The organism is Nonomuraea sp. NPDC005650, assembly GCF_040605375.1.
Taxonomy (GTDB): domain Bacteria; phylum Actinomycetota; class Actinomycetes; order Streptosporangiales; family Streptosporangiaceae; genus Nonomuraea.
The window spans coordinates 155,427-180,340 of the sequence record NZ_JBEXCR010000008.1 but is presented as its reverse complement, the minus strand read 5'-3'; the positions used below and the strand labels follow the sequence as shown (position 1 = coordinate 180,340).

The window sequence follows — 24,914 nt, the reverse complement described above, 5'->3', positions numbered from 1 at the left end:
GTACTAGTCCGTGAATTAACTCTCTCACCTACCCCCAGAGGTGAATCGTGAGATTTCCGATCGCCGCGGTCGCGTTGCTCCTGCTCGCCGCCTGCGCCCCACCCGGACAGTCGAACCAGTCAGGAGCCGGCGCCACCGGCCCCATCAAGATCGCGAACGTCAACGCCCAGAGCGGCCAGCTCAGCTCGCTCGGCCAGTGGGAGCACAAGGGCGTGAAGCTGGCCGTCGACGAGGCCAACAAGGCCGGCGGCGTCAACGGGCGGCAGATCCAGCTCGACCTGTTCGACAGCCAGGGCGACCCGACCGTCGGCACCAACGTGGCCAGGAAGATCGCCGGCGAGGGCTACATCGCCATGCTGGGCACCGCCGAGAGCGCGGTCACCCTGGCCATGGCGCCGATCCTCAAGGACGCCAAGATCCCGAACATCACCTCGGGCCAGTCGCCCAAGCTGGCCGAGCTGAAGAGCCCGTTCCTGTTCCTCAACGCGCCGACCAGCGTCACCTTCGACGAGACGCTCGCCAAGTACCTGGTCGACGACAAGGGGCAGAAGAAGATCGCGCTGATCAGCAACAACGGCGCGTACGGCGGCGGCGAGCACGACGCCTTCCTCAACGCGCTCAAGACCAGGAACGTCACCCCGCTGGCCGACGAGGTCGTCACCCCCGACCAGAAGGACTTCAACGCCAACCTCGCCAAGATCCGCGAGAAGGACCCGGAGGTGCTGTTCATCGGCGCCGAGGAGGTCCAGTCGGGGCTGATCGCCAAGCAGGCCCGCGAGCTGGGGCTCAAGGCCGTCTTCGCCGGCGGCGCCCCGATGGGCACCGACGTGTACGCCACCACGGCCGGGCTGAAGAACGCCGAGGGCTCGATCGTCAGCTCGCCCTACCTGAGCAACGACGCCAGCGACGCCATCAAGGCGTTCGCCGCCAAGTACAAGGCCGCCTACAACGAGGAGGCCCGCATGCACGTCGCCAAGGCGTACGACGGCGCGTCGATCCTCATCGAGGCGCTCAAGCGGACCAACGGCGAGGGCGGGCAGAAGCTCGCCGACGCCATCCGCGGCGTCAAGCGCGCCGGGCTGCTGGGCGACTACGACTACGACGCCAACGGCGTCGGCATCCACACCACCAAGATCGGCCTGGTCAAGGAGGGCAAGGTCGTGCCCGAGGCCGCGAGCTGACGTGCAGGTATTCCTTCAGACCCTGATCGGCGGGGTCACGTTCGGAGCGGTGTACGCGCTGGTGGCGATGGGGTTCTCGATCGTCTACCGCACCATGGGGCTGGTCAACTTCGCGCACGGCAGCGTCGTGATGATCGGCGCGTACGCCGCGTCCACGTTCTACCTGGCCAGCCGGCTCCCCTTCGCGGTCGCGATCGTCGTGGCCATCGCGGTCACCGGACTCATCGGCCTGGTGATCGAGCGCTTCCTGCGCCCCCTGGAGAACAAGGACTTCACGCTGATGCTGATCGGCACGATCGGCTTCGGCGCGGTGCTGGAGGCGGGGGCGGTCCTCGTCTGGGGGGCCACCGGCCACGCCGTGCCCTCCCCCGTCGCCACCGAGCCGATCGACCTGGCCGGTGTCCGGATCCCCACGTACAACGTGCTCGTGATCGCGGTCGCGGCGGCCGCGACCGGCCTGCTGGCGCTGTTCCTGCAGCGCACCAAGCGCGGCGCGGCCATGCAGGCGGTCGCCATGGACCACCAGGCCGCCACCGCGGTCGGCATCCACGTCGGGCGCAGCAACGCCATGGCCTTCGCCATCGGCGCGGGCCTGGCGGCGCTGGCGGGCAGCCTGGTCGGGCCGATGTTGTACGTCAACCCGACCATGGGCGGCACCCTGGGCATCAAGGGGTTCGCCGCCGCCATGCTGGGCGGCTTCGGGAGCATGCCGGGCGCGATCGTCGGCGGGCTGGCCTTCGGGCTGCTCGACTCGTTCGCCGCGGGCAACTTCCAGGAGTACTCCGAGCTGGTGACGTTCCTGGTGTTCGCCGTCGTGGTCATGATCCGCCCGACCGGCATCTTCGGAGAGGCCACGGTGAACCGCGCATGAGACGTCTGGCCTGGCTCGTCCCCGTCGCCGTGGCCGCCTGGCTGCTCCCCTACGGCCTGGACGGCTACTCGATGCACGTCGCCGACGTGGCGATCATCTTCGCCATCCTGGCCGTCGGCCTCGGCCTGACCATGGGCGTGGCCGGGCAGATCAACCTGGCCCAGGTCGCCTTCTTCGGCGTCGGCGCCTACACCGTGGCCATCCTCACCACGCAGGCCGGCTTCGGCTTCTGGACCGCCGCGGTCCTGGCGGTGGTGGCCGCCGCGGTCTTCGGCGCGCTCGTGGGCGTGCCCGCGCTGCGCATGCAGTCGCACTACCTGGGCATCGTGACGCTCGGCCTGGCGCTGGCCTTCACCAACTGGGTCACCAACGCCACCGTCGCGGGCCGCGCCGAAGGCATCAGCGACCTGCCGGTGCCGCCCATGTTCGGCGTCGACCTGTCCAGCGGCTACCTGTTCTACTACGTCGAGCTGATCGTCTTCGCGCTCGTCCTGGCCTTCGCCCTGCTCGTCACCCACTCGCCGCTGGGCCGCAGGCTGCGCGCCATGCGCGACGACGACCTCGCGGCCGGCGCGCTCGGCGCGGAGATCCCGCTGCTGCGCATGACCGCGTTCGTCCTGTCCGGCCTGTACGGCGGCGTCGCGGGCGTCCTGTACGCCGGGCTCATCCGCTTCGTCGCGCCCGAGTCCTTCAACATCGCCAACATGTTCCTGCTGCTCGCCATGGTGATCATCGGCGGCCGGAGCAGCATCCTGGGCTGCGTCGTCGGCGCGGTCGCGCTCTCCCTGGTCAGGGAGGCGCTGCTGGACGCCTCCGCCTACGCCCAGCTCGGCTACGGCCTCGTGGTCGTGCTCGTGGTGGTGTTCGCGCCCAAGGGCCTGGCCGGACTCCCCCGCCAGCTCCTGCGGCGGCGCCGCGACGGCTCGCGGGCCCAGCTCGGCCCCTTCCGGCCGTACGAGGCCGCGCCCGCCACTTCGGACGGCGACGTGCTGGAGATCCGGGACGTGACCAAGCGGTTCAAGGGCCTGGTCGCGCTCGACGGGGTGTCGCTGACCGTGCCCGCCGGGCAGATCCGCGGCGTCGTGGGGCCCAACGGCTCGGGCAAGACGACGCTGTTCAACGTCATCAGCGGCTTCTACACGCCCACCCAGGGGTCGGTGCGGCTGCTCGGGCGCGACGTGACCGGGGCGGCGCCGTACCGGCTGTCGCACCGCGGCGTGGCCAGGACCTTCCAGAACCTGCGCCTGTTCGAAGACCTCAGCGTGCGCGAGAACCTGCTCATCGGCCTGGACCGCACGCCGGCCACCTGGATCTGGCGCTACCCGAGCCTGCCCTGGAAGGTGCTGGGCTACGAGCGGGCGCTGCGCGAGCGGGCCGAGGAGCTCATCGAGCGGTTCGGGCTGGCCGAGGTCGCCGACGCGGAGCCGAGCTCGCTGCCGTACGGGATCCAGCGGCGCATCGAGCTGGCCCGCGCCATGGCCATGCGGCCGAGCCTGCTCCTGCTGGACGAGCCCGCCGCCGGGATGAACGGCGAGGAGGTGCGCCGGCTCGGCGAGATCGTCCGCTCCATCAGGGACTCCGGCGTGACCGTCGTGATCATCGAGCACAACATGGGCCTGGTCATGTCGCTGTGCGAGCAGGTCACGGTCCTGTCTGGCGGCCGCGTCATCGCCGACGGCCCGCCCGCCGAGGTCGCCGTGCACCCCGACGTCGTGGCCGCCTATCTCGGCGACTCGATGACCGCCCCCACCGCCGAGGAGGCCACCCGTTGAGCACTCTCACCGTCGAGAACCTCTCCGTCCACTACGGCGGCGTACGGGCCGCGCACGACGTCTCCTTCACCGTCGAACCGGGCCAGTCGCTGGGCATCATCGGCGCCAACGGCGCGGGCAAGACCTCCACGCTCAAGGCCGTCATGGGCCTGGCGCCCCGGCAGGCCGGCGCGATCCGCTTCGGCGGGCACGACCTCCTGCGCGCGCCCGCGCACACCCTGGTGCGGCACGGCATCGGCTACGTCCCCGAGGGACGGCACGTCTTCCCCGGCCTGAGCGTCGAGAAGAACCTCCTGCTCGGGGCCTACACCCAGAGCTGGAAGCGCACGCCCATCGACGAGGTGTACGCGGTCTTCCCGGTGCTGAGCGAGATGCGCCACCGGCTGGCGGGGGCCCTGTCCGGGGGCCAGCAGCAGATGCTGGCCGTCGGGCGGGCGCTGATGTGCCGTCCCAAGGTGATGCTGCTGGACGAGCCCTCGATGGGGCTGTCGCCGATCCTCGTCGCCGAGATCGCCGCCGTGCTCAAGCGGCTCAACGCCGACGGCCTGGCCATCCTGCTGGTGGAGCAGAACGCCAAGCTCACCTTCGACGTCACCACGACCTGCCTGGTGATGGAGAACGGCGAGATCGCCGCCACCGGCACCTCGGCCGAACTCCGCGACGACCCCCAGGTCCGCCGCATCTACCTCGGCCTGTGACCCCCGGCTGCGGCACCCTGCGGCCGGGGGGCGGGTCAGCCGGCGATCTCCGCGATGTCCGGCTCCACCAGGGGGAAGCGCTTGAGGACCTCCGGGTCGTGGCCGGCGACCACCAGGTGGGGGCCGTCGGCCAGCTCCTTGATCCGGTCGAAGGCGCCGTACATGCCCGTCATGCTGTGCAGGATCGGGAACGGGCGGTCGCCCTCGATGTTCTCGTAGAAGTGGCTGGCGTCGGAGGCCAGCACGACGTGGCCGCGGGCGGTGCGGACGCGGACCACCTGCATGCCCGCCGTGTGCCCGCCGACCAGGTGCACGCTCAGGCCGGGCACCACGCTCGCGTCGCCGTCGAGCAGCGACACGCGGCCGTCCCGGCGGGCGGCCTGGAGGTGGGCGAGGTCGTCGTCGTTCAGCAGCCAGCGCTCCCCCGCGACCCGCTCGGCCCAGGGCCCCGTCCAGTAGTCCAGCTCGGCCCGCTGCAGGACGTAGCGGGCCGAGGTGAACTCACCGGCGGTGCCCGTGTGGTCGTAGTGCAGGTGGGTCAGCACCACGTGGTCGACGGCGTCCGCCGCCACGCCCAGCCGGGCCAGCGCCTCCACCGGCGAGGCCAGGTAGCGCAGGCCCGTGGCCCGCTCGGCGCGCGCCCGGCCGATGCCGGTGTCGACGACGACCGTGTGCTCGTCGTTGACGGCCAGCCAGATGTAGTAGGCCGTGGGGTGCGGCTCCGCTCCCCTGGTGTCGTAGCCGTGGAAGTGCTCGCCGCGCCGGGCGTCGCGCTCGGCGTAGCGCAGGGCGTACACGCGGAAGCCGGTCACACCCGCGCCGCTTCCCTGAGCCCGAGCTGCTCGGTCGGGACGCGGTAGGTCTCCCTGGCGGTGGCCACGGCGGCCACGTTGACCAGGCACACGACGGCGGTGATGACCGACACGCCCAGCCAGCTGTCCGGGCCGGTGCCCGCCACCGCCGTGGCCACGGTCGGCGCGAAGCCGGCGATCGCGAAGCCGATCTGGGTGCCGATCGCCATGCCCGACAGGCGGACCCGGGTGGTGAACATCTCGCCGTAGAACGACGGCCAGACGCCGCTGGTGGCGCTGTGCACGACGCCGAACATCAGGATGCCCACCACGAAGATCAGGGCGTAGCTGCCGATGGAGATCGACCACAGGTAGGCGAACATCAGCACCGCGCAGCCCAGCGAGCCGCCGATGAAGACCGGCTTGCGGCCGATCCGGTCCGACAGCCGCCCCCACAGCGGGATCGTGATCACCGCGGCGATGTTGGCCAGCACGCCGACCCACAGCATGGGGCCGCGGTCCAGGTGCATGGTGTTGACGGCGTACGACAGCGCGTGGACGGTGAAGATCGTGCTCACCGAGGCGATGACCGCGGCCACGACCACGCGCAGCACGTCCCCGCGCTGCTCGCGGAAGAGCACGGCCAGCGGCATCCTGGCCACGTTGTCGGTGGCGACCTCCTGCTCGAAGGCGGGCGTCTCCTCCAGCGTGCGGCGGATGACCAGCCCGACGGCGGCCACCCCGATGCTCAGCCAGAACGGCACCCGCCAGCCCCAGCTCAGCAGCTGGTCCTCGGGCAGCGCGGCGATCGGCAGGAAGATCGCGGTGGCGATGATCTGCCCGGCCTGGGTGCCGTTGAGCGTGAAGCTGGTGTAGTAGGCCCGGCGGTTGTCGGGGGCGTGCTCGAGCGTCATCGAGTTGGCGCCGGCCTGCTCGCCGGAGACGGAGAAGCCCTGCAGCAGGCGCAGGACCACGAGCAGGACCGGGGCGAGCACGCCGACCTGGTCGTACGTGGGCAGGCAGCCCACCAGGAACGTCGAGGCGCCCATCATGACCAGCGTGCTGACCAGGACTTTCTTGCGGCCGAACTTGTCGCCCACGTGCCCGAGGACGAACGCGCCGACCGGCCTGGCCAGGTAGCCGACGCCGAAGGTGGCCAGCGCCAGGAGCGTGCCCGTGGCGGGAGAGCTGGACGGAAAGAAGATCTTGCTGAAGACCAGCGCGGCCGCGGTGCCGTAGATGAAGAAGTCGTAGTACTCCAAGGCACTACCGATCCATGCCGCTATAGCCGCTTTGCGAGGTTTGCCCTGCACCGTCACGATTATGCTCCTCACGGGGGGAATGGGATAGCGCAGTGGCAGGAAACTAACTCACTGGTTCGTACATTACAAGGGTGTTGCCAATCGGTTACCTGGGAGCCGGGTTCTCAGACCTGACCGCGGAGGTAGGCGACGACCATCTCGCCCACCATCCGGCGCAGCCGGTCGCGGTGCTCCGGCGCCGCCATGTCACGCCCGAACAGCGCGCCGAACGTGTGCTGGTTGGCCACCCGAAAGAAGCAGAACGAGCTGATCATCATGTGCACGTCGATCGCGTCGGCCTCGGTCACGAACTCCCCCGAGGCCTGCCCCGCGTCCAGGATGCGCGAGATGACGTCGAGCACCGGCGTGCCGAGGTTGGCCAGCACCTCGGACTTGCGGATGTGCTCGGCCTGGTGGACGTTCTCGATGGCGACGAGCTTGATGAAGTCGCGGTGCAGGTCGTGGTGGTCGAAGGTCAGCTCCGCCAGGGTGCGGATCGCCTCGACCGGGGCCAGGTGCTCGACGTCGATCGTCCGCTCCATCGCGCGGACCTCGGTGTAGGCCTTCTCCAGGACCGCGATGTAGAGGCGCTCCTTGCTGCCGAAGTAGTAGTAGATCATACGTTTGGTCGTGCGCATGCGCTCGGCGATCTCGTCCACGCGCGCGCCCGCGTACCCGTGGCGGGCGAACTCCTGCTGGGCGACCTCGAGGATCTCCGCCTTGGTGCGCTCGGCGTCCCGCTGGCGTTCGGAGGCGACGGGTTGCGTGGTCATTCGGTCATCCTAGTGAGGTCCGGCGTGCTGCACGGAGAGACGGATGGGGGCGTTCCCTGCGCCGTACCCCTGGTAGCCGCCCGTACGCTGGACGATCTCGAAGAAGACGCGGCCGACGGTGACGGTGTACAGGTGCAGGAACTCGCCGTGCCCGTCCCGGTCGTACAGCACGCCCAGCTCCCTGAGCTCGGGGTCGACGTGGTCGTGGCGGGCCTCCAGGTCGTCGTAGTAGTTGGCGGGGATGGGCAGCAGCAGCTCCGGGCACTCGGCACGCAGGCGGCGGGCGACGGCCACGACGTCGTCGCAGGCGAACGCAACGTGCTGCCACGGCTGGTCCTTGGCGCCGACCTGGGCGAGGTTGATCACCATCCGGACCGCCCCCTCGGCGGCCGACATCGCCTTGCTGCGGAGCAGTCCGTACGGGTCGGGCAGCTCCAGGCTCTCCTGCGGCTGGAGGCCGAGCACGGTGCGGTAGAACAGCTCGGCCTCGTCGAAATAGTGGAACGGCTGGGTGAGGGCGACGTGGTCGATGCGGGTGATCTCCCCGGCGACCGGACCCGATGGGCGGAAGTCGTCGAGCCAGGCCGTGTCGCAGAAGAAGATCTGGGTGCCGTCGGGGGCGGCGACGGCGTCCAGGCGCGCCTCCCTGGGCGCGCGCTCGCGCGGCAGCACCGGCGACAGCAGCGACTCCGCGTGCTTGACCGCCCCGCCGGGGTCGGGGCTGTCGAGCCCGATGGCGACCAGCGCGGGGTCCCCGCCGGCGCCGTTGAGGAGCAGTCGCGCCCCGCCCTGCGCCCACAGCTCGACGGGTTTGGTGGGATGCCTCCCGGTACGTTGGAAGCCGAGCGCGGTCAGCACCCCGCCGAGGGCTTCCGGGTTTGCCAGCTCCGCGAAGGCGAACCCGGTGGGGACGGCCGGATGCGCGGCCCCGTACAGGGTGTCCTCCAAGGCGATGAGCGAGCGCATGCCGTCGCGGGCCGTGCGGGCGGTGCCGGCCTGGCGGAAGTGGTCGTTGAACACCTCCAGCGAGAGCGGCCCGGTGTATCCGGCGTCGAGGACGTGCCGGACCAGCCCGGCGACGTCGAAGTTGCCCTGGCCGGGGAAGCAGCGGTAATGGCGGCTCCACTGCAGCACGTCCATGGCCAGCAGCGGCGCGTCGGCGAGCTGGAGGAAGAAGATCTTCTCGCCGGGGATCGCCTCGATGCCGATCGGGTCGGAGCCGCGCGAGAGGATGTGGAAGCTGTCCAGGCAGGTGCCCAGGTTCGGGTGGTCGGCCAGGCGCACCAGGCGCCAGGCGTGCAGATACTCGTTGACGTGCCGGCCCCAGGCCAGCGCCTCGTACGCGATGCGGATGCCGTGCTCGGCGGCCCGTTCGGCCAGCAGCCGCAGCTGGGCCGCGGCCAGCTCGTCGTCGCCGATCGCCGCCGGCGAGACGTTGGAGCAGACCAGCAGCAGGTCGGCGCCCAGGCGTTCCATGGTCCGGAACTTGTGCTCGGCGCGGCGCAGGTTGCGGGCCAGCAGGTCGGCGGGCACCGCCTCGAAGTCGCGGAACGGCTGGTAGAGGTCGATGGAGAGCCCCAGGTCCGCGGCGCGGGCCCGGATCTCCTCGGGTGGCAGCGGGCAGACGAGCAGGTCGTTCTCGAAGATCTCCACGCCGTCGAACCCGGCGGCGGCGATGGCGTCCAGCTTCTCGGTCAGGGTGCCGCTCACCGACACGGTGGCGATGGACTTGCGCACGACTTCTCCTCAGACGGTCACCAGGTCGGTCAGGTGGGCGAGCATGCGCTCGGTGTCGGGCTCGCGGCCGGTGAACAGGCGGAAGGCGTGCGCGGCCTGGAAGACGACCATGCCGCCGCCGTCCAGCGTCCGGCAGCCCGCCGCGCGGGCCTGCTTGAGCAGCTCCGTCTCCAGCGGCCGGTACACGATGTCGGCCACCCACAGGCCGGGGCGCAGCAGCGCGGCGGGCAGCGGCAGCCCCGGGTGGTGCGCCATGCCGGTGGGCGTGGCGTGCGCCAGCCCGTCCGCCTCGGCGAGCAGCGCGGGCAGGTCGTCGCGGCCGGCGGCGCGGGCCCGGCCGGCGCCGAACCGGGAGCTCAGCTCCGCCGCCAGCCGCACCGCCCGGCCGGGGTCGGCGTCGACGAGGGTCACCCGGTCGGCGCCCAGGGTGAGCAGCGCGTGCCCGACCGCGGCCCCCGCGCCGCCCGCGCCGAGCTGCACGACCCGGCGGGTGGGCGCGTCGGGCAGGCCCCGGGCGAACGACTCGGCGAACCCGGTCCAGTCCGTGTTGTGCCCGATGGCGCGCTCGCCGTCGAACACGACGGTGTTGACGGCGCCGAGCATGCGGGCGTCCGGCGACAGGTCGTCCAGGTGCGGGATGACGCTCTGCTTGCACGGGTGGGTGATGTTGAGCCCGTCGTAGCCGAAGCGGCGCGCGGTGCGTACCAGCTCCCCCACGTCGAGCCCGAGCACGTCGGTGTCGAGCAGCCGGTAGACGTAGTGCAGCCCGTGGTGGACGGCCTCCCGCTCGTGCAGCGGCGGGCTGAGCGAGGGGCCGATGCCCGAGCCGACCAGCCCTGTCAGGAACGAGGCCATCGGTTCTTCCTCTCGGTTGGACGCTCCTAATGTACGTACTAGTGAGTTAGCTGGCTAGACGCGGGCCGGCACCGACCCTTCCCGGCACTACGTCAGGCGAACGGCTGGGCCACCTGGTCCAGCACCTCGTCCGTGAGCTCCCGCAGCGTACGGGTCTCGTCGTCGAGCCACTTCTGCGTGGCGATGCGCATCGCGACCAGGAAGGCGGCGGCGATCACCGTGGGATCGACGCCCCCGGCCTGCTCGCGCCCGGCCACCGCCTGGATCAACTCCTTCTCCAGGCGCATCCGGCTGGCCAGCTGCCGGCCCAGCAGCGAGGGGTGGCGCATGACCAGCCTCGCGCGCACCAGCCACTCCCGGTCGAGGCCGCCGTTCTCGGTGTCGAAGATGTCCAGCGCGCCGCGCAGCGCCTGCCAGGCCGACAGCTCGGCCGGCTGCTCGCGCACCCGCCGGACCAGTTCGAGCAGGCGCTGCTCGTCGCCGTGGAGCAGCGCCTCCTCCTTGCCGTCGAAGTAGTTGGAGAACGTCCGGCGCGAGATGTTGGCGGCGTCGGCGATGGCCTCGACCGTGACGTTGTCCAGGCCGTGCTCGATCGCCAGCCGCAGCGTGGCCTCGTGCACCGCCGTGCGGGTCTCGGCCTTCTTGCGCTCGCGCAACCCCATTGTGCTGTCCATGACGCAGGCAAGCTTACCTGGCGGGAATAGATGCCCAGTGCGCAAAGTTTCCCATTGAGCATGTATGGTGTCCCGGTCTCACGTACTCTCTTGGAGGTCAGCGCATGAGCGCACAGACGGCAGCGCCGTCGTCGGCGGCGGAGCCGATGGCCCACCGCCAGGTTCTCGAGGCCCTCAGCGGCCTGTTGCTCGTCCTCTTCGTGGCGATGATCAGCGGCACGGTCGTCTCGGTCGCGCTCCCCCAGATCATCGGCGCGCTCGACGGCAGCCAGTCGCAGTACACGTGGGTGGTCACGGCCTCCCTGCTGGCCTCGACCGCCTCCACCCCCATCTGGGGCAAGCTGGCCGACCTGTTCAACAAGAAGCTGCTCCTGCAGATCTCCATCGTGATCTTCATGGTCAGCTCGCTGGCCTGCGGCTTCGCCCAGAACACCGGGCAGCTCATCGCCTTCCGCGCGATCCAGGGCCTGGGCATGGGCGCCCTGCAGATCCTCACGCAGGTGATCATCGCCGCGATGATCAGCCCCAAGGAGCGCGGCCGTTACAACGGCTACCTCGGCGCGGTCATGGCCGTGGCCACCGTCGGCGGCCCGCTGCTCGGCGGCCTCATCGCCGACACCTCCTGGCTGGGCTGGCGCTGGTGCTTCTTCATCGCCGTGCCGTTCACCGTCATCGCCTTCGCCCTGCTGACCAAGACCCTGCGCGTCCCGACCGTGCGCCGCTCGGACGTGAGCATCGACTACTGGGGCGCCGCCCTCATCGCCGCCGGCGTCAGCGTCCTGCTCATCTGGGTCACCTTCGTCGGCAACGAGTTCGACTGGCTGTCCTGGCAGACCGCGGCCATGGCGGGCGGCGGCGCGCTCCTGCTCGCCCTGGCCACCTGGGTCGAGTCCCGGGTCAAGGAGCCGGTCGTGCCGCTGCACGTCATCAGCAGGCGCACTCCTGCCCTGGCCATCCTGGCCAGCCTCGCGGTCGGCATGGCGATGTTCGGCGGCTCGGTCTTCCTGGGCCAGTACTTCCAGATCGGGCGCGGGTACGGCCCGACCGCCGCGGGCCTGCTGACCATCCCGATGATGGCGGGCGTGCTGCTCTCCTCGACCATCAGCGGCCGGATGGTCTCCAGGAGCGGCCAGACCAAGCCGTACATCCTGGCCGGCCTGGTCGTCCTGACGCTCGGCTTCGCCGGCCTGGCCACCATCGACCACCAGACCTCGTTGGTGCTGATCTCCGCGTACATGCTGGCCGTGGGCATCGGCGTCGGCATGTCGATGCAGAACCTCGTCCTCGTCATCCAGAACACCGTCCCGCTGCGCGAGATCGGCGCGGCCAGCGGCTCGATCACCTTCTTCCGCTCGCTCGGCGGCACCGTCGGCGTGTCGGTGCTCGGCGCCGTCCTGGCCAACCGGGTGGCCTCCAACATCGCCGAGGGCCTGGCCAAGGCCGGCCTCCCGGCGGGCGGGCAGACTGCGGGCGGCAGCCTCAACATCGCCGCGCTGCCCGAGCCGATCAAGCTGATCGTCAGGTCCGCGTACGGCGACGCCACCGGCCACATCTTCCTCATCTCGGCCGCGATCGCCACCGTCGGCCTCGTCGCCGCGGCCTTCCTCAAACCGGCCAGGCTCCGCGACAGCCTCGACCTGCCCGAACCCGCCAAGGAACAGGCCCCGGCCAGCGCCTGACCTGCGGTTCCGCGGCAATTGTTCGCCAGTTCACGGTCATCCGCGGGTTGCTCCGGAGTGGGGTGGATCCCGGCGCGGTAAGAGGAGGTCGGCGAGGGATCTAGGGGAGGGGGTCCAGTGGCGAATGCGGGCGACGACGACAGGCTCGGTCAGGACATCGCCCGGGTGGGTCGCATAATCGCCCAGATCGTCGCGCCGACCACCTTCATCGCCTCGCTCCTGATGTATATCGGGAATATCCGCCTCAACACCATGTACACGGAGCTCGGGGTCAACACCAGCATGCTGAGCTTCACCTTCCAGGAGTACGTGATGCGTAGCGTGCAGGTGGCTGACGAGCCACTGGCGGTGGCCCTCATAGTGCTCCTGCTGGCGCCCTTCGTGCACGGGATGCTGATCCGGTTCATCACCTGGCATCGCGCCGCTCTGACGCGGACCGTCTGGGTCCTCGTCACGCTCGGAGCCGTCAGCCTCGTAGTGGCCCTGGTGGCCATTGCGGATCATTGGCCCAGATCTTCGAATCCGCCCCCCTTCGCCAAGCCCCTCTTCCTGAGCCTCGGCGCGATCTTGCTGGTCTACAGCCTTTACCTGTACGCCACGCTCAGCTCCGGCCTGGTGATTTCCTCCGCGGGTCAGATCGTCCAGCGCACGGCCCTCGTGGCCCTCTTGCTGCTCCCGACGCTCTGGTACATGGACGACCGCGCGAGGACAATGGGAAAGGCGGACGCCAAGGCGATCCGGGAACAACCGGAACAAAAACTGGTGGCCGTGGTGGTCTACGCGCAACAGCGGCTGAATCTGTATGCCCCGGGAATCAAGGAGGCCTCGCTCCGGGACCCGAATGCGGAGTTCCCCTACCAGTACACCGGCCTGCGCCTCCTGATCGAGTCCAACCAGCAGTATTTCGTCGTGCCCTACTGCTGGGGCACCGCCCCCGATGCCCGCGCCATCGCCCTTCCGACCGACGGGTCGATCAGGCTCGAGACCGTGAAGGTCGCGAAGAAGCCGTCTTGCTCCCGAGGGAGGCGGTAGCCGGTCAGGCCCAGCCGTAGACCGAGCGGACGGCGGCGGCGACCTCGTTGACCAGGCTCATGTTGTTGCCGTTGGACAGGATCGCGTACCCGGCGCCGAGCTCCGGGTAGCCCTTGAACACGGACTTGAACCCGTAGTTGGAGCCGTCGTGGGTGTAGGAGAAGCTCTTCGTCCCGGAGCCGGCGATGAAGAAGCCCCGCCCCATGGTGGGCTCGGGGCCCGCGGTGAGCAGGGTGCGGACCGACGTCCTGGTGAGCGGCCCGGCGATGTCGCCGGCGGCGGTCCACGCCTTGTTGAGGTAGCACACCAGGCGGCACAGGTCGAGGACGTTCGTGTAGAGGCCGGCGGCGGCCGACTCCGGGTAGCGGTTGCGCTTGCCGGGGATCACCGTGCCGGTGGCGGTGTGGCCGGCGGCCAGCTCGAAGCCCGGCGACAGCGCGTAGGAGCTGTTCTTCATGCCGAGCGGCCCGAACACCTCCTTGTCCATGTACGAGGCCAGCGACACGCCGCCCTGCTCCTCCACCATCCGCTGCAACAGCACGAACCCGCCGCCGGAGTAGTGGAACTCGGCCCCGGGGGCGGTGGTGAGCTCGATCTTCGGGGAGTTGCCCGCGCCGTTCATGACCTGCAGCAGCGAGGGAACGGTCGCGCCGGGGCCGTAGCCGGCGAAGCCGCCGCCGCCCGCGTCGAAGCCGGAGCAGGCCTCGGCCGGGGAGGTGGAGCCGCGGCCGATGACGCCGGCCCGGTGCGTGAGCACGCGGTCGATGGTCGGCACCGCCGTCGAGGAGAGGCAGGCGCGGCTCGGCAGGGTCCAGCCCAGGTGGGGACGGATGTCGCCGGTCAGGGGCAGCTTGAGCGTCTGCGCCAGGCGCAGGACGCCGACCGAGGCCACGGCCTTGCTGATGGAGGCGGCCTGGAAGGCGGTCTCGGGGTGCGCGGCGGCGCCGCTGCCGGCCTCCAGCCAGCCGTACCCGGTGGACCAGGCGATCTTGTTGCCGACCACCACGGCGACGGCCACGCCGGGCGTCTTCCACGCGTTCATCCGCTGCCAGACGGTCGCGCCGCCGACCGCGTTCTCGACCTGGCGCACCCGGTCGGCGGGCAGGGCCGGGACCTTGCCGCGCGTGCTCACCGACCAGCCGCCGGCCGGCGAGAAGGCGACGTTGTGCAGCTGCCAGCCGGCGGCGGCCAGCTCGTTCAGCTTCTTGAAGCAGGCGTCGTCGACGGCGCGCGCGTGGAACTCGTCCTGCGCGACGACCACCCACCCGCCGCTCTTGGGGAAGGCGACGCGGGTCACGCGGCGCCCGCCCTGCGTCAGGTTGCGCATCATCTGGTAGCACTCGTCGTCGACGCCCCGGGCGTAGAAGCCCGTGGTGTCGGCCACCACCCAGCGGTCGCCGCCGGCCGGCGGGAAGGCGACGTGCACGACCTGCCGCCCGGCGGTGTAGGAGTCGCTGACGCGCTGGTGGCACGCCTCGGGCAGGCCGCGCGCCGCCATCCCCTTGTCACTCGTGATCACCCAGCGGTCGCCGCCCTCCGGCGGGAAGGCCACACAGTGGATCTTCGCCCCGGATTTGACCATCTTTCCGAGCTCGGCGAAACACGCGTCGGGCACGCCACGGGCGAAATAGCGGCCGTCCTGGGTGACGACCACCCAGCCGTTCGACGGCGTGAACGCGACCGTGGTGATGCCGTACGGCGCCAGCTCCCCCGTCTTGGCATGCAGCTCGGCGGGCACGCCCGCGTCGGCGAACGGGTAGCTCGCCGCCAGCGCCGGCCGGGTCAGGCCCGCGGCACCCGTCAAGGTGCCGCCGGTCAGAGCGAGGAAACGTCTGCGGTCCAAGGGGGGAACTCCTCAGGGGACAACGGTCACGAAGTGCGTTTGAATCATGGCAGACCGCAGAGACTCCTCGATTCACCGCACGGCGGGCGGGCCCTGCTCGATGCGGCGCAGCACGGGGGCGAGCCGGTCCAGGTCGGCGCCGTCGATCGGCTGGCGCTCGTCCCACCATGTGGCGCCGGCGTCCATGAGCGGCCCGAGCAGGTCGCGTGACTGCGCTGCGCCGGCGGGGCTGACGCCGCCGACGACGAGCTCGAAGGGGCCGTCGTCGGCGCGGCGCTGCTCGCGTACGTACGCGGCCAGCTCCCGCACCTGGTCGACGGGCGGGCCGTACCCGTGCGAACCCGGCCCGAACAGCGGGACCGCGCCGTCCCAGCGGGCGGCCCTGCGCATCGGCCGGCGGTTGGGCCAGAACCCGGCGACCCAGACCGGCGGGCGGGGGCGCTGCGCGGTCGGCGGCAGCAGGGCCACGTCCTCGGCCTGGAAGTGCCGCCCGTGATGGGTGACCGGCTCGCCGCTCCAGTAGCGGGCGAGCAGGTCCAGTCCCTCGTCGAGGAGCTCGGCGAGCACGACCGGGTCGGTGGGCTCGCCGAAGCTGCCGTACTCGTCGTCGACCGGCCCGCCCAGCCCCGCGCCGAAGATCACCCGGCCGCCGCTGAGCACGTCGAGCGTGGCGACCTGGCGGGCCAGCTGCTGCGGCCGGCGCCGGGCGACCGGGGTGACCAGGGTGCCGAGCCTGATCCGGGTGGTCGCCAGCGCCGCCGCGGTCAGCAGCATCCAGGGGTCGCCGAACGCGCGCCGCTTGCTCTTGACGTGGACGACGTGATCCCAGACGAACAGCGCGTCCCAGCCCGCCTCTTCCGCGGCGACGGCCACCGAGGCGACGGTCCTGGGGTCGGCGAAGTCGCCGAAGTTCGGAATGTTGATCGAGAAGTGCATCCCGCCATGCTGCTGGCCCGCGGCGGGGGACGGCAATCGTTTTAAGGCGTGTCGGCGATGTCGTTGGCGGCCACGTATCCGAAGGTCATGGCGGGGCCGATGGTCGAGCCGGAGCCGGCGTAGCTGTGGCCCATGACGGCTCCGCTGGCGTTGCCGGCGGCGTACAGGCCGGGGATGACCGAGCCGTCGGCGCGCAGCACGCGTGCCTTGGCGTCGGTGCGCATCCCGCCCTTGGTGCCGAGGTCCCCGGGGACGATCTTGAACGCGTAGAAGGGCGGCAGCCACAGCGGCGCGAGGCACGGGTTCGGCTTGACCAGCGGGTCGGCGTAGTAGCGGTCGTAGGCGCTGTCGCCCCGCTGGAAGTCGAGGTCCTTGCCGGTCGCGGCGAACCCGTTGAAGCGGTCGACGGTGCCGCGCAGCGCCGCCTGCGGGACGCCGATCTTCTGGGCGAGTTGCTCGATCGTCCACGCCTTGTACGCGGCGCCGCTGGTGAACCACTCGTCGGGCAGTGGCAGCAGCGGCGCGACGTCCCGGAACAGGTACTTGTTGCGGTAGTTCTGGTCGACGACGAGCCAGGCGGGGATGTGCGACGCGGACGGGGTGTTGCGGTCGTACATGACGTGGACGACGTCGCTGTAGGGGGCGCCCTCGTTGACGAAGCGCACGCCGTTGCCGTTGACCAGGAGGCAGCCCGGCAGGGTGCGTTCGGCCAGGCAGAAGTACGGCTCGTCGGGCAGCGGGATGGCCGGGCCCCACCAGGCGTCGTCCATCAGGTCCAGGGCGGCGCCGACCCGTTCGCCGGCCTCGATGCCGTCGCCGGTGTTCTCCTTGGCGCCGACGGTCCAGCTCGTGCCGATGGGCTGGCGCTGGAACTCCGTACGCATGGCGGCGCTGTGCTCGAACCCGCCCGAGCCGACGATCACGCCGCGCTTGGCCCTGATCAGGCCGTCCGGCGTGACGACGCCGGTGACGCGGCCGGACTCGACCTTGAGGTCGAGCAGCGGGGTGTTCAGCAGGACCGGCACGCCGGCCGAGAGCAGCCCCGCGCGCAGGCCGGCGGCCAGGGACTGGCCCATGGTCAGCGGCTTCTCGCCGCGCAGCGCCGCCTCGGTGCCGCGCAGCAGGCACGCGGCGCTCACCTCGAGGCCCTTGGGGTTGACGGCGGCGAGCGTCAGCCACTTGTAGTCGGCGCTGTAGACCACCAGGCCCGCGGGGGTCTGGATGTACGGGCCGTTGAGGCGGGCCAACTCGGCGCCGAGGATACGGCCGTCGAGCTGGGCGGGCTCGATGGAGCGCCCGTTCGGCATGCCGCCGGGGAACTCCGGATAGTAGTCCGAGTAGCCCTCCATGAACCGGAACCGCAGCGGGCTGTTCCGCATCACGAACGAGATCATCGCCGGCCCGGCGGACAGGAAGGCCCGCTGTCGCTCGATCGGCACGGTGTCGCCGACGACGTGGGCCAGGTAGGCGGCGGCCTTGGCCGGGGTGTCCTGGACGCCGGCGGCGAGGATGACCTCGTTGCACGGGATCCAGATGCCCGCGCCCGAACGGGCGGCCGAGCCGCCGAACGTCGGGGCCTTCTCCACGACGACCGCGCGCAGCCCGCGCTTGGCCGCCGTCAGCGCCGCGGTCATCCCGGCGGCTCCGGCGCCGACCACCACGACGTCGTACTCGACCTCGGCACGGGCCGGCGCGCTGCCGAGCGCGGCGCCCGCGACCATTGCGCCGCCCGCCACGGCGGCCCCGCGTAACAGGGCGCGCCGGCTCTGGCCCTGGGGGGTGAGGCTGGATTCGACCATGACGGCAAGCATGCGCTTGGTTGTTTTCACTGTCAATGCGGCCGAGTGTTGACGCCGCCGCCGAAGCCTGGTGCCATGATCGGGACGGTCGTCAGAGGAGATGCGATGCGACGGTTGGCCGCCGTGCTCCTGTTCGCCGTGCTGTTCGCTGGGGCGCTCGTGGCGCCGGCGACGACGGCGTACGCCGAGACGTGCTCGACCACGCTCCCCCAGCCGGACGGCCACGGCATCGGGCGTCGGCCACCGCTACTGCTACGGCACGGGCGGCCACGACTGGAACTCCTGGCCCGCCATGCTGACCGACTTCCTCCAGTACGCCTACGGCACGACCCCGCCCCACTGCCCGAACGCCTGACGCGTCCACCGGGGAACCCTCGCCGTACGCACGTCACAACGAGCTGAAACTTTCAGTTGGCCAAGAGCTCCCGCAGGGCCTTGGCGACGTCGGCGGGCGCCTCCTCGGCCATGAAGTGACCGTGACCGACGGTGAGGTGCCGCAGGTCCGGCGCCCACGCCCGCCACAGCGCCGCCGCGTCGTAGCCGAGGGCGGCGCCCCAGTCCTGCTGCAGCACCGTCACCGGCATCTCCAGGCGCCGGCCCGCCGCCCGGTCGGCCCGGTCGTGGTCGGCGTCGATGCCGGCCGAGGCGCGGTAGTCGGCCACGATCGAGGGGATCGCTGCCCGGCAGGCCTCCAGGTACGCGGCCCGAACGCCGTCGGGGATCGCCTGCGCGTCGCCCGTCCAGGCGTCGAGGAAGTGGCCGAAGAACAGGTCCGGGCAGCCCGCGATCATCGCCTCCGGCAGCCCTGGCGGCTGCGCCATCAGGTAGAGGTGGAAGCCGACCGCCGCCGACGCCCCGCGCATCACCGCCCACATGTCCGCGGTCGGCAGCACGTCCAGGCAGGCCAGGTGGGTGATCGCGGCAGGGTGGTCGAGCCCGGCCCGGAAGGCCACCAGGGCGCCGCGGTCGTGTCCGGCCAGGGCGAAGCGCTCGTGCCCGAACGCGCGGGCCAGCGCCACGACGTCTGCGGCCATGGTGCGCTTGGCGTAGGTGTCCGGTCCGGTCTCGGCGGGTTTGTCGCTGGCGCCGTACCCACGCAGGTCGGGGCAGATGACCGTGTGGCCGGCCGCCAGGTCGGCGGCGACGTGCCGCCACATGAGGTGCGTCTGCGGGAAGCCGTGCAGCAGCACGATCGGGCTGCCCTCGCCCGCGACGGCCGCGTTGAGCGACACGCCGTCGGCTACGGGGACGCGGTGGTAGGTGAAGCCTTCGATGATCACTACGGTGCTCTCCTCCGGTTGGCTCGGCTGGTCGGGCTCCAGCGTGCCGGGCGTGAATGAGCATCCGATCAGCGCGCTACCGTGACCAGCGGGTTGCCGGGCTCGGTTGCCGGGCCACCGGCCGGCGACCGCGAGGCCCCGCCGGTGGGCGGGCAGGGCGGCGAGGCGTGAATCGGCCGGAAGGCGTGGGCAGAGGAGGACTCGGGGGGTGACGGGAGAAGTGCAGCTGACGACGTTCGGCGTGCTGGGGCCGGTGACGGCCTGGGACGGCGCGGGGGTCGCGATCGGCCTGAAGGGGCCGCGCCATCGCGCCGTGCTGGCCCGGCTCATCGTCGCCCGTCGCCGCGTCGTCCCGGTCGCCCACCTGGTGACGGACCTGTGGGAGGACCCGCCGCCGGACGCGGTGGGCGCGCTGCGCACGTTCGTGGCGGCGCTGCGCCGGGCGCTGGAGCCGCAGCGCCCGCCCAGGTCCCCGGCCCGGCTGCTGGTCACCGAGGGTCCGGGGTACGCGTTGCGCGCCGAGCCCGACGCGGTCGACGCCTGGCGCTTCGAACGGTCGGTGGCCGCCCCCGGGCCGCCCGAGGACGTGCTCCCCCGGGTCGAGGAGGCGCTGGGATGGTGGCGCGGGCCCGCCTACGCCGACTTCGCCGACGAGCCCTGGGCCCGCGCCGAACGTTCCCGGCTCACTGAGCTGCGGCTGCACGCCGTCGAACGCCTGGCCGAGGCCCGCGTGGCCCTGGGGGCGGCCGGGGAGGCGGTCCCGGACCTGGACGCGCACGTCGCCGAACACCCCTGGCGGGAGGAGGGCTGGCGGCTGCTGGCTCTGGCGCTGTACCGTACCGGCCGCCAGGGCGACGCGCTCGCGGTGCTGCGCCGGGCGCGGGAGCTGCTGGTCGAGCAGCTGGGCGTGGACCCCGGCCCCGGCCTGCGCCGCCTGGAGGCGGACATCCTCCACCACGCCCCGCACCTCGACGCCGGCCGCCAGGGCCCGGCGGACACGGTGTGGGCACGGGCGAGCGCCGCCTACGACCGCAGCGTGCCTTCGGGCGCGCGGGCCCGGCTGGAGTCGACGGTGGGGCTGATGCGCGACCTCGCCGTGACGGGGGGCGGCGGCCTGCGGGCAGCCCGGGAGCACCGGGTGGCGGCCGTCGCGGCGGCCGAGGAACTGGGAGACGTCGAGCTGACGGCCCGCGTCATCGGCGCCTACGACGTACCCGCGATCTGGACCCGCCTCGACGACCCCGGCCAGGCGGGACACGTGATCGCAGCCGCCGAACGCACCCTCGCCGCCCTCCCACCAGGCCCCGCCGCTACCCTCCCGCCAGCCCTCGCCGTCGCCATCCCACCGGGCACGGCGCGCGACGCGCTGCGCGCCCGCCTGCTGGCCACGATCGCGCTGGAGTCCCGCGGAACGAACGCGGCGCGCGGACCCGCCGCCGCCCGGGAGGCGGAGCTGCTCGCGCGCCGGCTGGACGATCCGGGGCTGCTGGCGTTCGCGCTCAACGGCGTGTTCATGCAGACGTTCCACCGCACGGGCCTGGCGCCGCGCCGGGACGCCATCGGCGCCGAGCTGATCGCGCTGTCGGCCCGGCACGGCCTGACCACGTACGAGGTCCTCGGCCATCTCATCCGCCTCCAGGCCCGCGGCGCGCTCGCGGACTTCGCCGGAGCCGACGCCCACGCGAGCGCCGCCGATCGCCTGGCCGCGCGGCACGAGCTGCCGCTGGTGGGCGTGTTCACCCAGTGGTACTGGGCGCTGCGCCTCGACGCGACCGGCCAGGCCCCGCCGCGGGAGGTCGAGGCGGCCTACCGGGCCGCCGCCGCCCGGCTGGACGGCGCCGGCATGCCCGGCCTGGAGGACGGGCTCCTGCCGCTCGCCCTCTTGTGCCTGCGCGTCCGCCACGCCCTGCCCGCACCGGCCGACGAGAGCACCGGCTTCGGACCCTACGAGCCGTGGACGCGTCCGCTGGTCCTGCTCGGCCACGGGCACCGCCGCGAGGCCGCGGCGAAGCTGCGCGACGTGCCCGACCCGCCACGCGACCTGCTCCAGGAGGCCATGTGGTGCCTGGTCGCGCGAGCCGCCGTCGCCGTCGGCGACAGGGAGACGATGGCCCGCGCCCGCGTCGCGCTCGCACCCGCGGCGGCGGAGCTGGCCGGCGCGGGCAGCGGCCTCCTCACCCTGGGCCCGGTCTCCGAGCACCTCGACCTCCTCGGCTGAGACCCGACGTCCGAAGGTGTGCGGGGCGGCGACCGGATCGTGGCGCCCTTGGGCTGACATGTGTCACATCGTCCGCACTGACCTTTGGCACTTCAGCCGGTCATGTGCCCTCGGTCAGGCTGGTGGCCATGCGAACAGCAGTGGAACTCAAGGCCGTGAGCAAGCGTTACGGCAACACCGTCGCGCTCGACGGCGCGGACCTGACCGTCGGGGAAGGGGAGACGGTCGCCGTTCTCGGGCCGAACGGCGCGGGCAAGACCACGATGTTGTCGATCGCCCTCGGGCTCCTCGGCCCCAGCTCGGGAACCGCCAGGGTCTTCGGCCGCACGCCCCTGGAGGCGCTGCACGCCGGCGAGGTCGGCGTCCTCCTGCAGGACTCCGGGCTGCTGGAGGACGTACGGGTGGAGGAGCTGGTCGCGGGCATCGCGGGGATGTACCCCCGCCCGCATCCCGTCGAGGCGGTGATGCGGGCCGCGGGCGTGGCCGAGCTCGCCACCCGGCGTGTCGGCCGGCTGTCCGGCGGCCAGCGGCAGCGCGTACGGTTCGCTCTGGCCCTGGCGGGCGACCCGAAGCTGCTCGTGCTCGACGAGCCCACCGTGGGCCTGGACGTCGAGAGCCGCCGCGCCCTGTGGCAGGAGGTACGCGCCCGCACGGCCGAGGGCCGCACGGTGGTCTTCGCCACCCACTACCTCACCGAGGCCGACGACTACGCCGACCGGGTCGTCCTGCTCGCCGGCGGAAAGATCGTCGCCGACGGCCCGGTGAACACCATCAAATCCCTGGTCGGCGGCACGGAGGTGCGTTTTGTCCTCGACCGGGCCGACGTGAACGGGCTCGGAACGCTGCCGGGCGTGCGCCAGGTGCGGATCGAGGGGCGGGCCGTCGCGCTGCGCACGGGTGACTCCGACGCCACGCTTCGCGCCCTGTTCGCGACGTTCGACGATGTGCGGGAGGTACGCACCATGAGCACCGACCTGGAGAGCGCCGTCCTCAGCCTGACGGGAGGCGGAGGATGATGGGGTCGTACCTGAGACTCGAGCTGCGGCGCGCCTTCCGCAACCCGGCCGGGCTGATCATGCTGACCGGGTTCCCGCTGGTGCTCTACCTGCTGTGGACCAAGGTGCTCGACGTGGTGCCGGCGGGGCAGCGCGGCGACTTCGCCGCCTTCTCCATGGTCTCGATGGCCACGTACGGTGCGATGGGGGGCGCGCTGTTCATCGGGGGCGCCATCGCGCTGGAGCGGAGCAAGGGCTGGTCGCGGCAGCTCGCGGTGACGCCGCTGCCGCCGCACGGCTATGTGGTGGCCAAGCTGGTCAGCGGGATGGCGGGCGTGCTGCCGAGCATCTTCGTCGTGCTGGCCGCGGGCGCGGTGCTGGGCGGGGTGCGGCTGTCCCCGTGGACCTGGCCGGCGCTGGTGGTGCTGATCTGGCTGGGCGTCATGCCCTTCGCCGCGCTGGGCGTCGCGTTCGGCTACACCCTCACCGGGCAGGCCGCGAACCTGGCCATGATGGCCGTCTACTTCGGCCTGTCCGTCCTGGGCGGCCTCTGGCTGCCGGTGCGCGCCATGCCCGCGGGCCTGCGCGCGCTGGCCGAGTACAGCCCCGCCTATCAGGCCGGATCGCTCGGCTGGCGGGCGCTGGACGGGCAGTGGCCGACCGGGACCGGGGTGGGTGTGCTGGCGGCCTGGACCCTGTTGTTCGCCGCGCTGGGCGTGTGGCGTTACCGTCGGGCTTTGTGACGGTGACGACGGCGCTGCCGGAGCTGGCCGACGGCCGGGCCCGCGCCCTGGCCCGGGGCGGGTCCGCCGCGTGGCTGCTGCTCCTGTGCTGGCCGCTCTGGTCGCTGTTGGAGGCGGAGCCGGGGATCGCGAGAGTGGCGTGGGCGTCCGGGGGCGTGGCGCTGTTCGCGGGCTGCTGGCTGCTGATCACGTGGCGGCTGTTCAGCGCGCGGGCGGGCAGCCCGCGGCCGTGGGCGCTGGCCGGGCTGCTCGGCGCGACGCTGGCCCTGTTCCCCGTGCTGGGGCGGCCGTGGGCGTACGTCTGCTTCGTGCTGGTGGTCTCCGCTCTGGCCGCCTCGCTGCGGCCGGTCGTGTTCGTCGCGGCGACGGTGGTGGCGGCGGTCGTGGACGTGGTCGTCCTGTGGGTGCTGGGAGCGACGTTCGCCGGGATCTGGTGGGTGCCGCTCGTCATCGCGGTGCAGGCGGTCGTGGTGCAGAGCCTGAAACAGATGGGGGTGCTGGTGGCACGGCTGGAGGCGGCCCGCGCCGAGGTCGCGCAGATGGCCGTCGAGAACGAGCGGCTGCGTTTCGCCAGGGACCTGCATGACATCCTCGGCCACACGCTCACGTCGATCACGATCAGGAGCCAGCTCGCGGCGCGGCTGGCCCGTACCGACCCCGACCGCGCCGCCCGCGAGATGACCGACGTGGAGCACGCCGCCCGCCAGGCCCTCGACGAGGTGCGGCACGCGGTCACCGGCTACCGCGCGCCCGCCCTGTCGGAGGAGCTCGACAGGGCGGCCCGCGGTCTGCGGGCCGCCGGGATCGAGCTGGAGGTCTCGCCCGCCGAGGGGCCCATCCCCGCCTCCGCCGAGATCGTGCTGGCCTGGGCCGTACGGGAGGCCGTGACCAACGTGCTGCGCCACAGCCGGGCCGGACGCTGCCGGATCGACCTGAGCGTGGACGGCACGGCGGCGGGCCTGGAGGTCCGCGACGACGGCACTCCCTCGAATGACGATTCCGGCGCGGCGCGGGCCGGGCACGGGCTCACCGGGCTGGCCGAGCGGGTCGCGGAGGCCGGCGGGCGGCTGGAGGCGGGGGTGCCGCCCGGCGGGGGATATCGGCTGTTCGTGCGCGTCCCGCTGGAGGTGTCATGATCCGGGTGCTGATCGCCGACGACCAGGACCTGGTCAGGGGCGGCCTGGCGGCGCTCCTCTCGCTGGAGGACGGCATCGAGGTGGTGGCCGAGGTCGGGCGCGGGGACCTGGTCGAGTCCGCGGTGGCCGAGCACGACCCCGACGTGGTCCTGCTCGACATCGAGATGCCCGGACTGTCGGGCCTCGACGTCGCCGAACGCCTCCGCGGCCGCCGGGTGATCATCGTGACCACGTTCGGCAGGCCCGGCTACCTCAGCAGGGCGCTGGATGCCGGGGTGGCCGGTTTCGTGGTGAAGGACGCCCCGGTCACCGAGCTGACGGCCGCCGTGCGGCGGGTGATGACCGGCGAACGGGTGATCGACCCGCGGCTGGCGGTGAGCGCGCTGACCGTGGGGCCCAGCCCGCTCACCCAGCGGGAGGCCGAGGTGCTGCGCGTGGCGGCCGACGGCAGCACCGTGGCGGACATCGCCCGCAGGCTGTTCCTCACCGAGGGGACCGTACGCAACTACCTGTCCTCCGCCATCGGCAAGACGGGAGCCCGCAACCGGGTCGAGGCCGCTCGCGTGGCCGAGTCCCGAGGGTGGCTCTGACCGACTTCAC

Annotated in this window: 21 protein-coding genes; 11 read left to right on the top strand and 10 right to left on the bottom strand. The window is 72.0% G+C overall.

Annotated features, from left to right (window positions below; genetic code table 11):
• Window positions 1-47: 47 nt before the first annotated feature.
• Genes ABZS69_RS16075 through ABZS69_RS16060 form a run of 4 tightly spaced genes read left to right on the top strand, consistent with a single transcriptional unit; the run spans window position 48 to window position 4,522 of the window.
• Entirely contained in the window at window positions 48-1,181 is a 1,134-nt protein-coding gene (locus tag ABZS69_RS16075; protein WP_355372108.1) for an ABC transporter substrate-binding protein, read from the top strand.
• Between the two features lies 1 nt (window position 1,182).
• A complete protein-coding gene (locus ABZS69_RS16070) occupies window positions 1,183-2,052 on the top strand; it encodes a branched-chain amino acid ABC transporter permease (protein ID WP_355372104.1) in 870 nt (289 codons plus the stop codon).
• Entirely contained in the window at window positions 2,049-3,824 is a 1,776-nt protein-coding gene (locus ABZS69_RS16065; protein ID WP_355372101.1) for a branched-chain amino acid ABC transporter ATP-binding protein/permease, read from the top strand. The genes ABZS69_RS16070 and ABZS69_RS16065 overlap by 4 nt, the downstream gene beginning before the upstream one ends.
• Window positions 3,821-4,522, top strand: coding sequence for an ABC transporter ATP-binding protein (locus ABZS69_RS16060; protein WP_355372098.1), 702 nt, complete (start codon window positions 3,821-3,823; stop codon window positions 4,520-4,522). Before ABZS69_RS16065 ends, ABZS69_RS16060 begins: the two co-directional genes overlap by 4 nt.
• A 35-nt stretch (window positions 4,523-4,557) precedes the next feature.
• Here ABZS69_RS16060 and ABZS69_RS16055 read toward each other — a convergent pair whose 3' ends face one another.
• From ABZS69_RS16055 to ABZS69_RS16030, 6 genes are all read right to left on the bottom strand, one after another.
• Window positions 4,558-5,334: an N-acyl homoserine lactonase family protein gene (locus tag ABZS69_RS16055; RefSeq protein WP_355372095.1), complete on the bottom strand. Its 777-nt coding sequence runs from the start codon at window positions 5,332-5,334 to the stop codon at window positions 4,558-4,560.
• Window positions 5,331-6,575, bottom strand: coding sequence for an MFS transporter (locus ABZS69_RS16050; protein ID WP_355372092.1), 1,245 nt, complete (start codon window positions 6,573-6,575; stop codon window positions 5,331-5,333). Before ABZS69_RS16050 ends, ABZS69_RS16055 begins: the two co-directional genes overlap by 4 nt.
• 164 nt (window positions 6,576-6,739) lie before the next feature.
• On the bottom strand, window positions 6,740-7,387 hold the full coding sequence (locus tag ABZS69_RS16045) for a TetR/AcrR family transcriptional regulator (protein ID WP_355372089.1): 648 nt from the start codon (window positions 7,385-7,387) through the stop codon (window positions 6,740-6,742).
• 9 nt (window positions 7,388-7,396) lie between these two features.
• The gene (locus ABZS69_RS16040; protein ID WP_355372087.1) at window positions 7,397-9,124 is read right to left on the bottom strand and encodes a TIM barrel protein; all 1,728 of its coding nucleotides are present in this window, start codon (window positions 9,122-9,124) and stop codon (window positions 7,397-7,399) included.
• 9 nt (window positions 9,125-9,133) lie between these two features.
• A complete protein-coding gene (locus tag ABZS69_RS16035) occupies window positions 9,134-9,979 on the bottom strand; it encodes a shikimate dehydrogenase (RefSeq protein WP_355372085.1) in 846 nt (281 codons plus the stop codon).
• A 92-nt stretch (window positions 9,980-10,071) separates the two neighbouring features.
• A complete protein-coding gene (locus tag ABZS69_RS16030) occupies window positions 10,072-10,653 on the bottom strand; it encodes a TetR family transcriptional regulator (RefSeq protein WP_355372083.1) in 582 nt (193 codons plus the stop codon).
• Window positions 10,654-10,799: 146 nt separating this feature from the next.
• On the opposite strand from ABZS69_RS16030, the gene ABZS69_RS16025 reads away from it, so the two are divergent.
• Together ABZS69_RS16025 and ABZS69_RS16020 are read left to right on the top strand one after the other, a co-directional pair.
• Entirely contained in the window at window positions 10,800-12,332 is a 1,533-nt protein-coding gene (locus tag ABZS69_RS16025) for an MDR family MFS transporter (protein WP_355372516.1), read from the top strand.
• A 117-nt stretch (window positions 12,333-12,449) separates the two neighbouring features.
• Window positions 12,450-13,364 carry a hypothetical protein gene (locus ABZS69_RS16020; protein ID WP_355372081.1) on the top strand — a complete coding sequence of 305 codons (915 nt, stop codon included), beginning with the start codon at window positions 12,450-12,452 and terminating at the stop codon, window positions 13,362-13,364.
• 4 nt (window positions 13,365-13,368) lie between these two features.
• Here ABZS69_RS16020 and ABZS69_RS16015 read toward each other — a convergent pair whose 3' ends face one another.
• From ABZS69_RS16015 to ABZS69_RS16000, 4 genes are all read right to left on the bottom strand, one after another.
• Window positions 13,369-15,207 (bottom strand): serine hydrolase domain-containing protein, encoded by a 1,839-nt coding sequence (locus tag ABZS69_RS16015; protein ID WP_355372077.1) that lies wholly within the window; start codon window positions 15,205-15,207, stop codon window positions 13,369-13,371.
• Between the two features lie 72 nt (window positions 15,208-15,279).
• Complete coding sequence (locus ABZS69_RS16010) at window positions 15,280-16,143, bottom strand: LLM class flavin-dependent oxidoreductase (protein ID WP_355372074.1); 864 nt, start codon at window positions 16,141-16,143, stop codon at window positions 15,280-15,282.
• Between the two features lie 41 nt (window positions 16,144-16,184).
• Window positions 16,185-17,942: a 3-oxosteroid 1-dehydrogenase gene (gene kstD / locus ABZS69_RS16005; RefSeq protein ID WP_355372071.1), complete on the bottom strand. Its 1,758-nt coding sequence runs from the start codon at window positions 17,940-17,942 to the stop codon at window positions 16,185-16,187.
• A gap of 407 nt (window positions 17,943-18,349) precedes the next feature.
• Entirely contained in the window at window positions 18,350-19,222 is an 873-nt protein-coding gene (locus ABZS69_RS16000) for an alpha/beta hydrolase (RefSeq protein WP_355372068.1), read from the bottom strand.
• Window positions 19,223-19,430: 208 nt separating this feature from the next.
• Between ABZS69_RS16000 and ABZS69_RS15995 the strand changes: the two genes are divergently transcribed.
• The 5 genes from ABZS69_RS15995 to ABZS69_RS15975 all read left to right on the top strand — a co-directional run bounded on the left by ABZS69_RS15995 (window position 19,431) and on the right by ABZS69_RS15975 (window position 24,904).
• Window positions 19,431-21,440 (top strand): BTAD domain-containing putative transcriptional regulator, encoded by a 2,010-nt coding sequence (locus tag ABZS69_RS15995; RefSeq protein ID WP_355372065.1) that lies wholly within the window; start codon window positions 19,431-19,433, stop codon window positions 21,438-21,440.
• 128 nt (window positions 21,441-21,568) lie between these two features.
• Window positions 21,569-22,456, top strand: coding sequence for an ABC transporter ATP-binding protein (locus tag ABZS69_RS15990; RefSeq protein ID WP_355372062.1), 888 nt, complete (start codon window positions 21,569-21,571; stop codon window positions 22,454-22,456).
• Window positions 22,453-23,178: an ABC transporter permease gene (locus ABZS69_RS15985; protein ID WP_355372059.1), complete on the top strand. Its 726-nt coding sequence runs from the start codon at window positions 22,453-22,455 to the stop codon at window positions 23,176-23,178. Before ABZS69_RS15990 ends, ABZS69_RS15985 begins: the two co-directional genes overlap by 4 nt.
• Window positions 23,175-24,314: a sensor histidine kinase gene (locus ABZS69_RS15980; protein WP_355372057.1), complete on the top strand. Its 1,140-nt coding sequence runs from the start codon at window positions 23,175-23,177 to the stop codon at window positions 24,312-24,314. The genes ABZS69_RS15985 and ABZS69_RS15980 overlap by 4 nt, the downstream gene beginning before the upstream one ends.
• A complete protein-coding gene (locus tag ABZS69_RS15975; RefSeq protein WP_355372054.1) occupies window positions 24,311-24,904 on the top strand; it encodes a response regulator transcription factor in 594 nt (197 codons plus the stop codon). Before ABZS69_RS15980 ends, ABZS69_RS15975 begins: the two co-directional genes overlap by 4 nt.
• Window positions 24,905-24,914 lie beyond the last annotated feature (10 nt).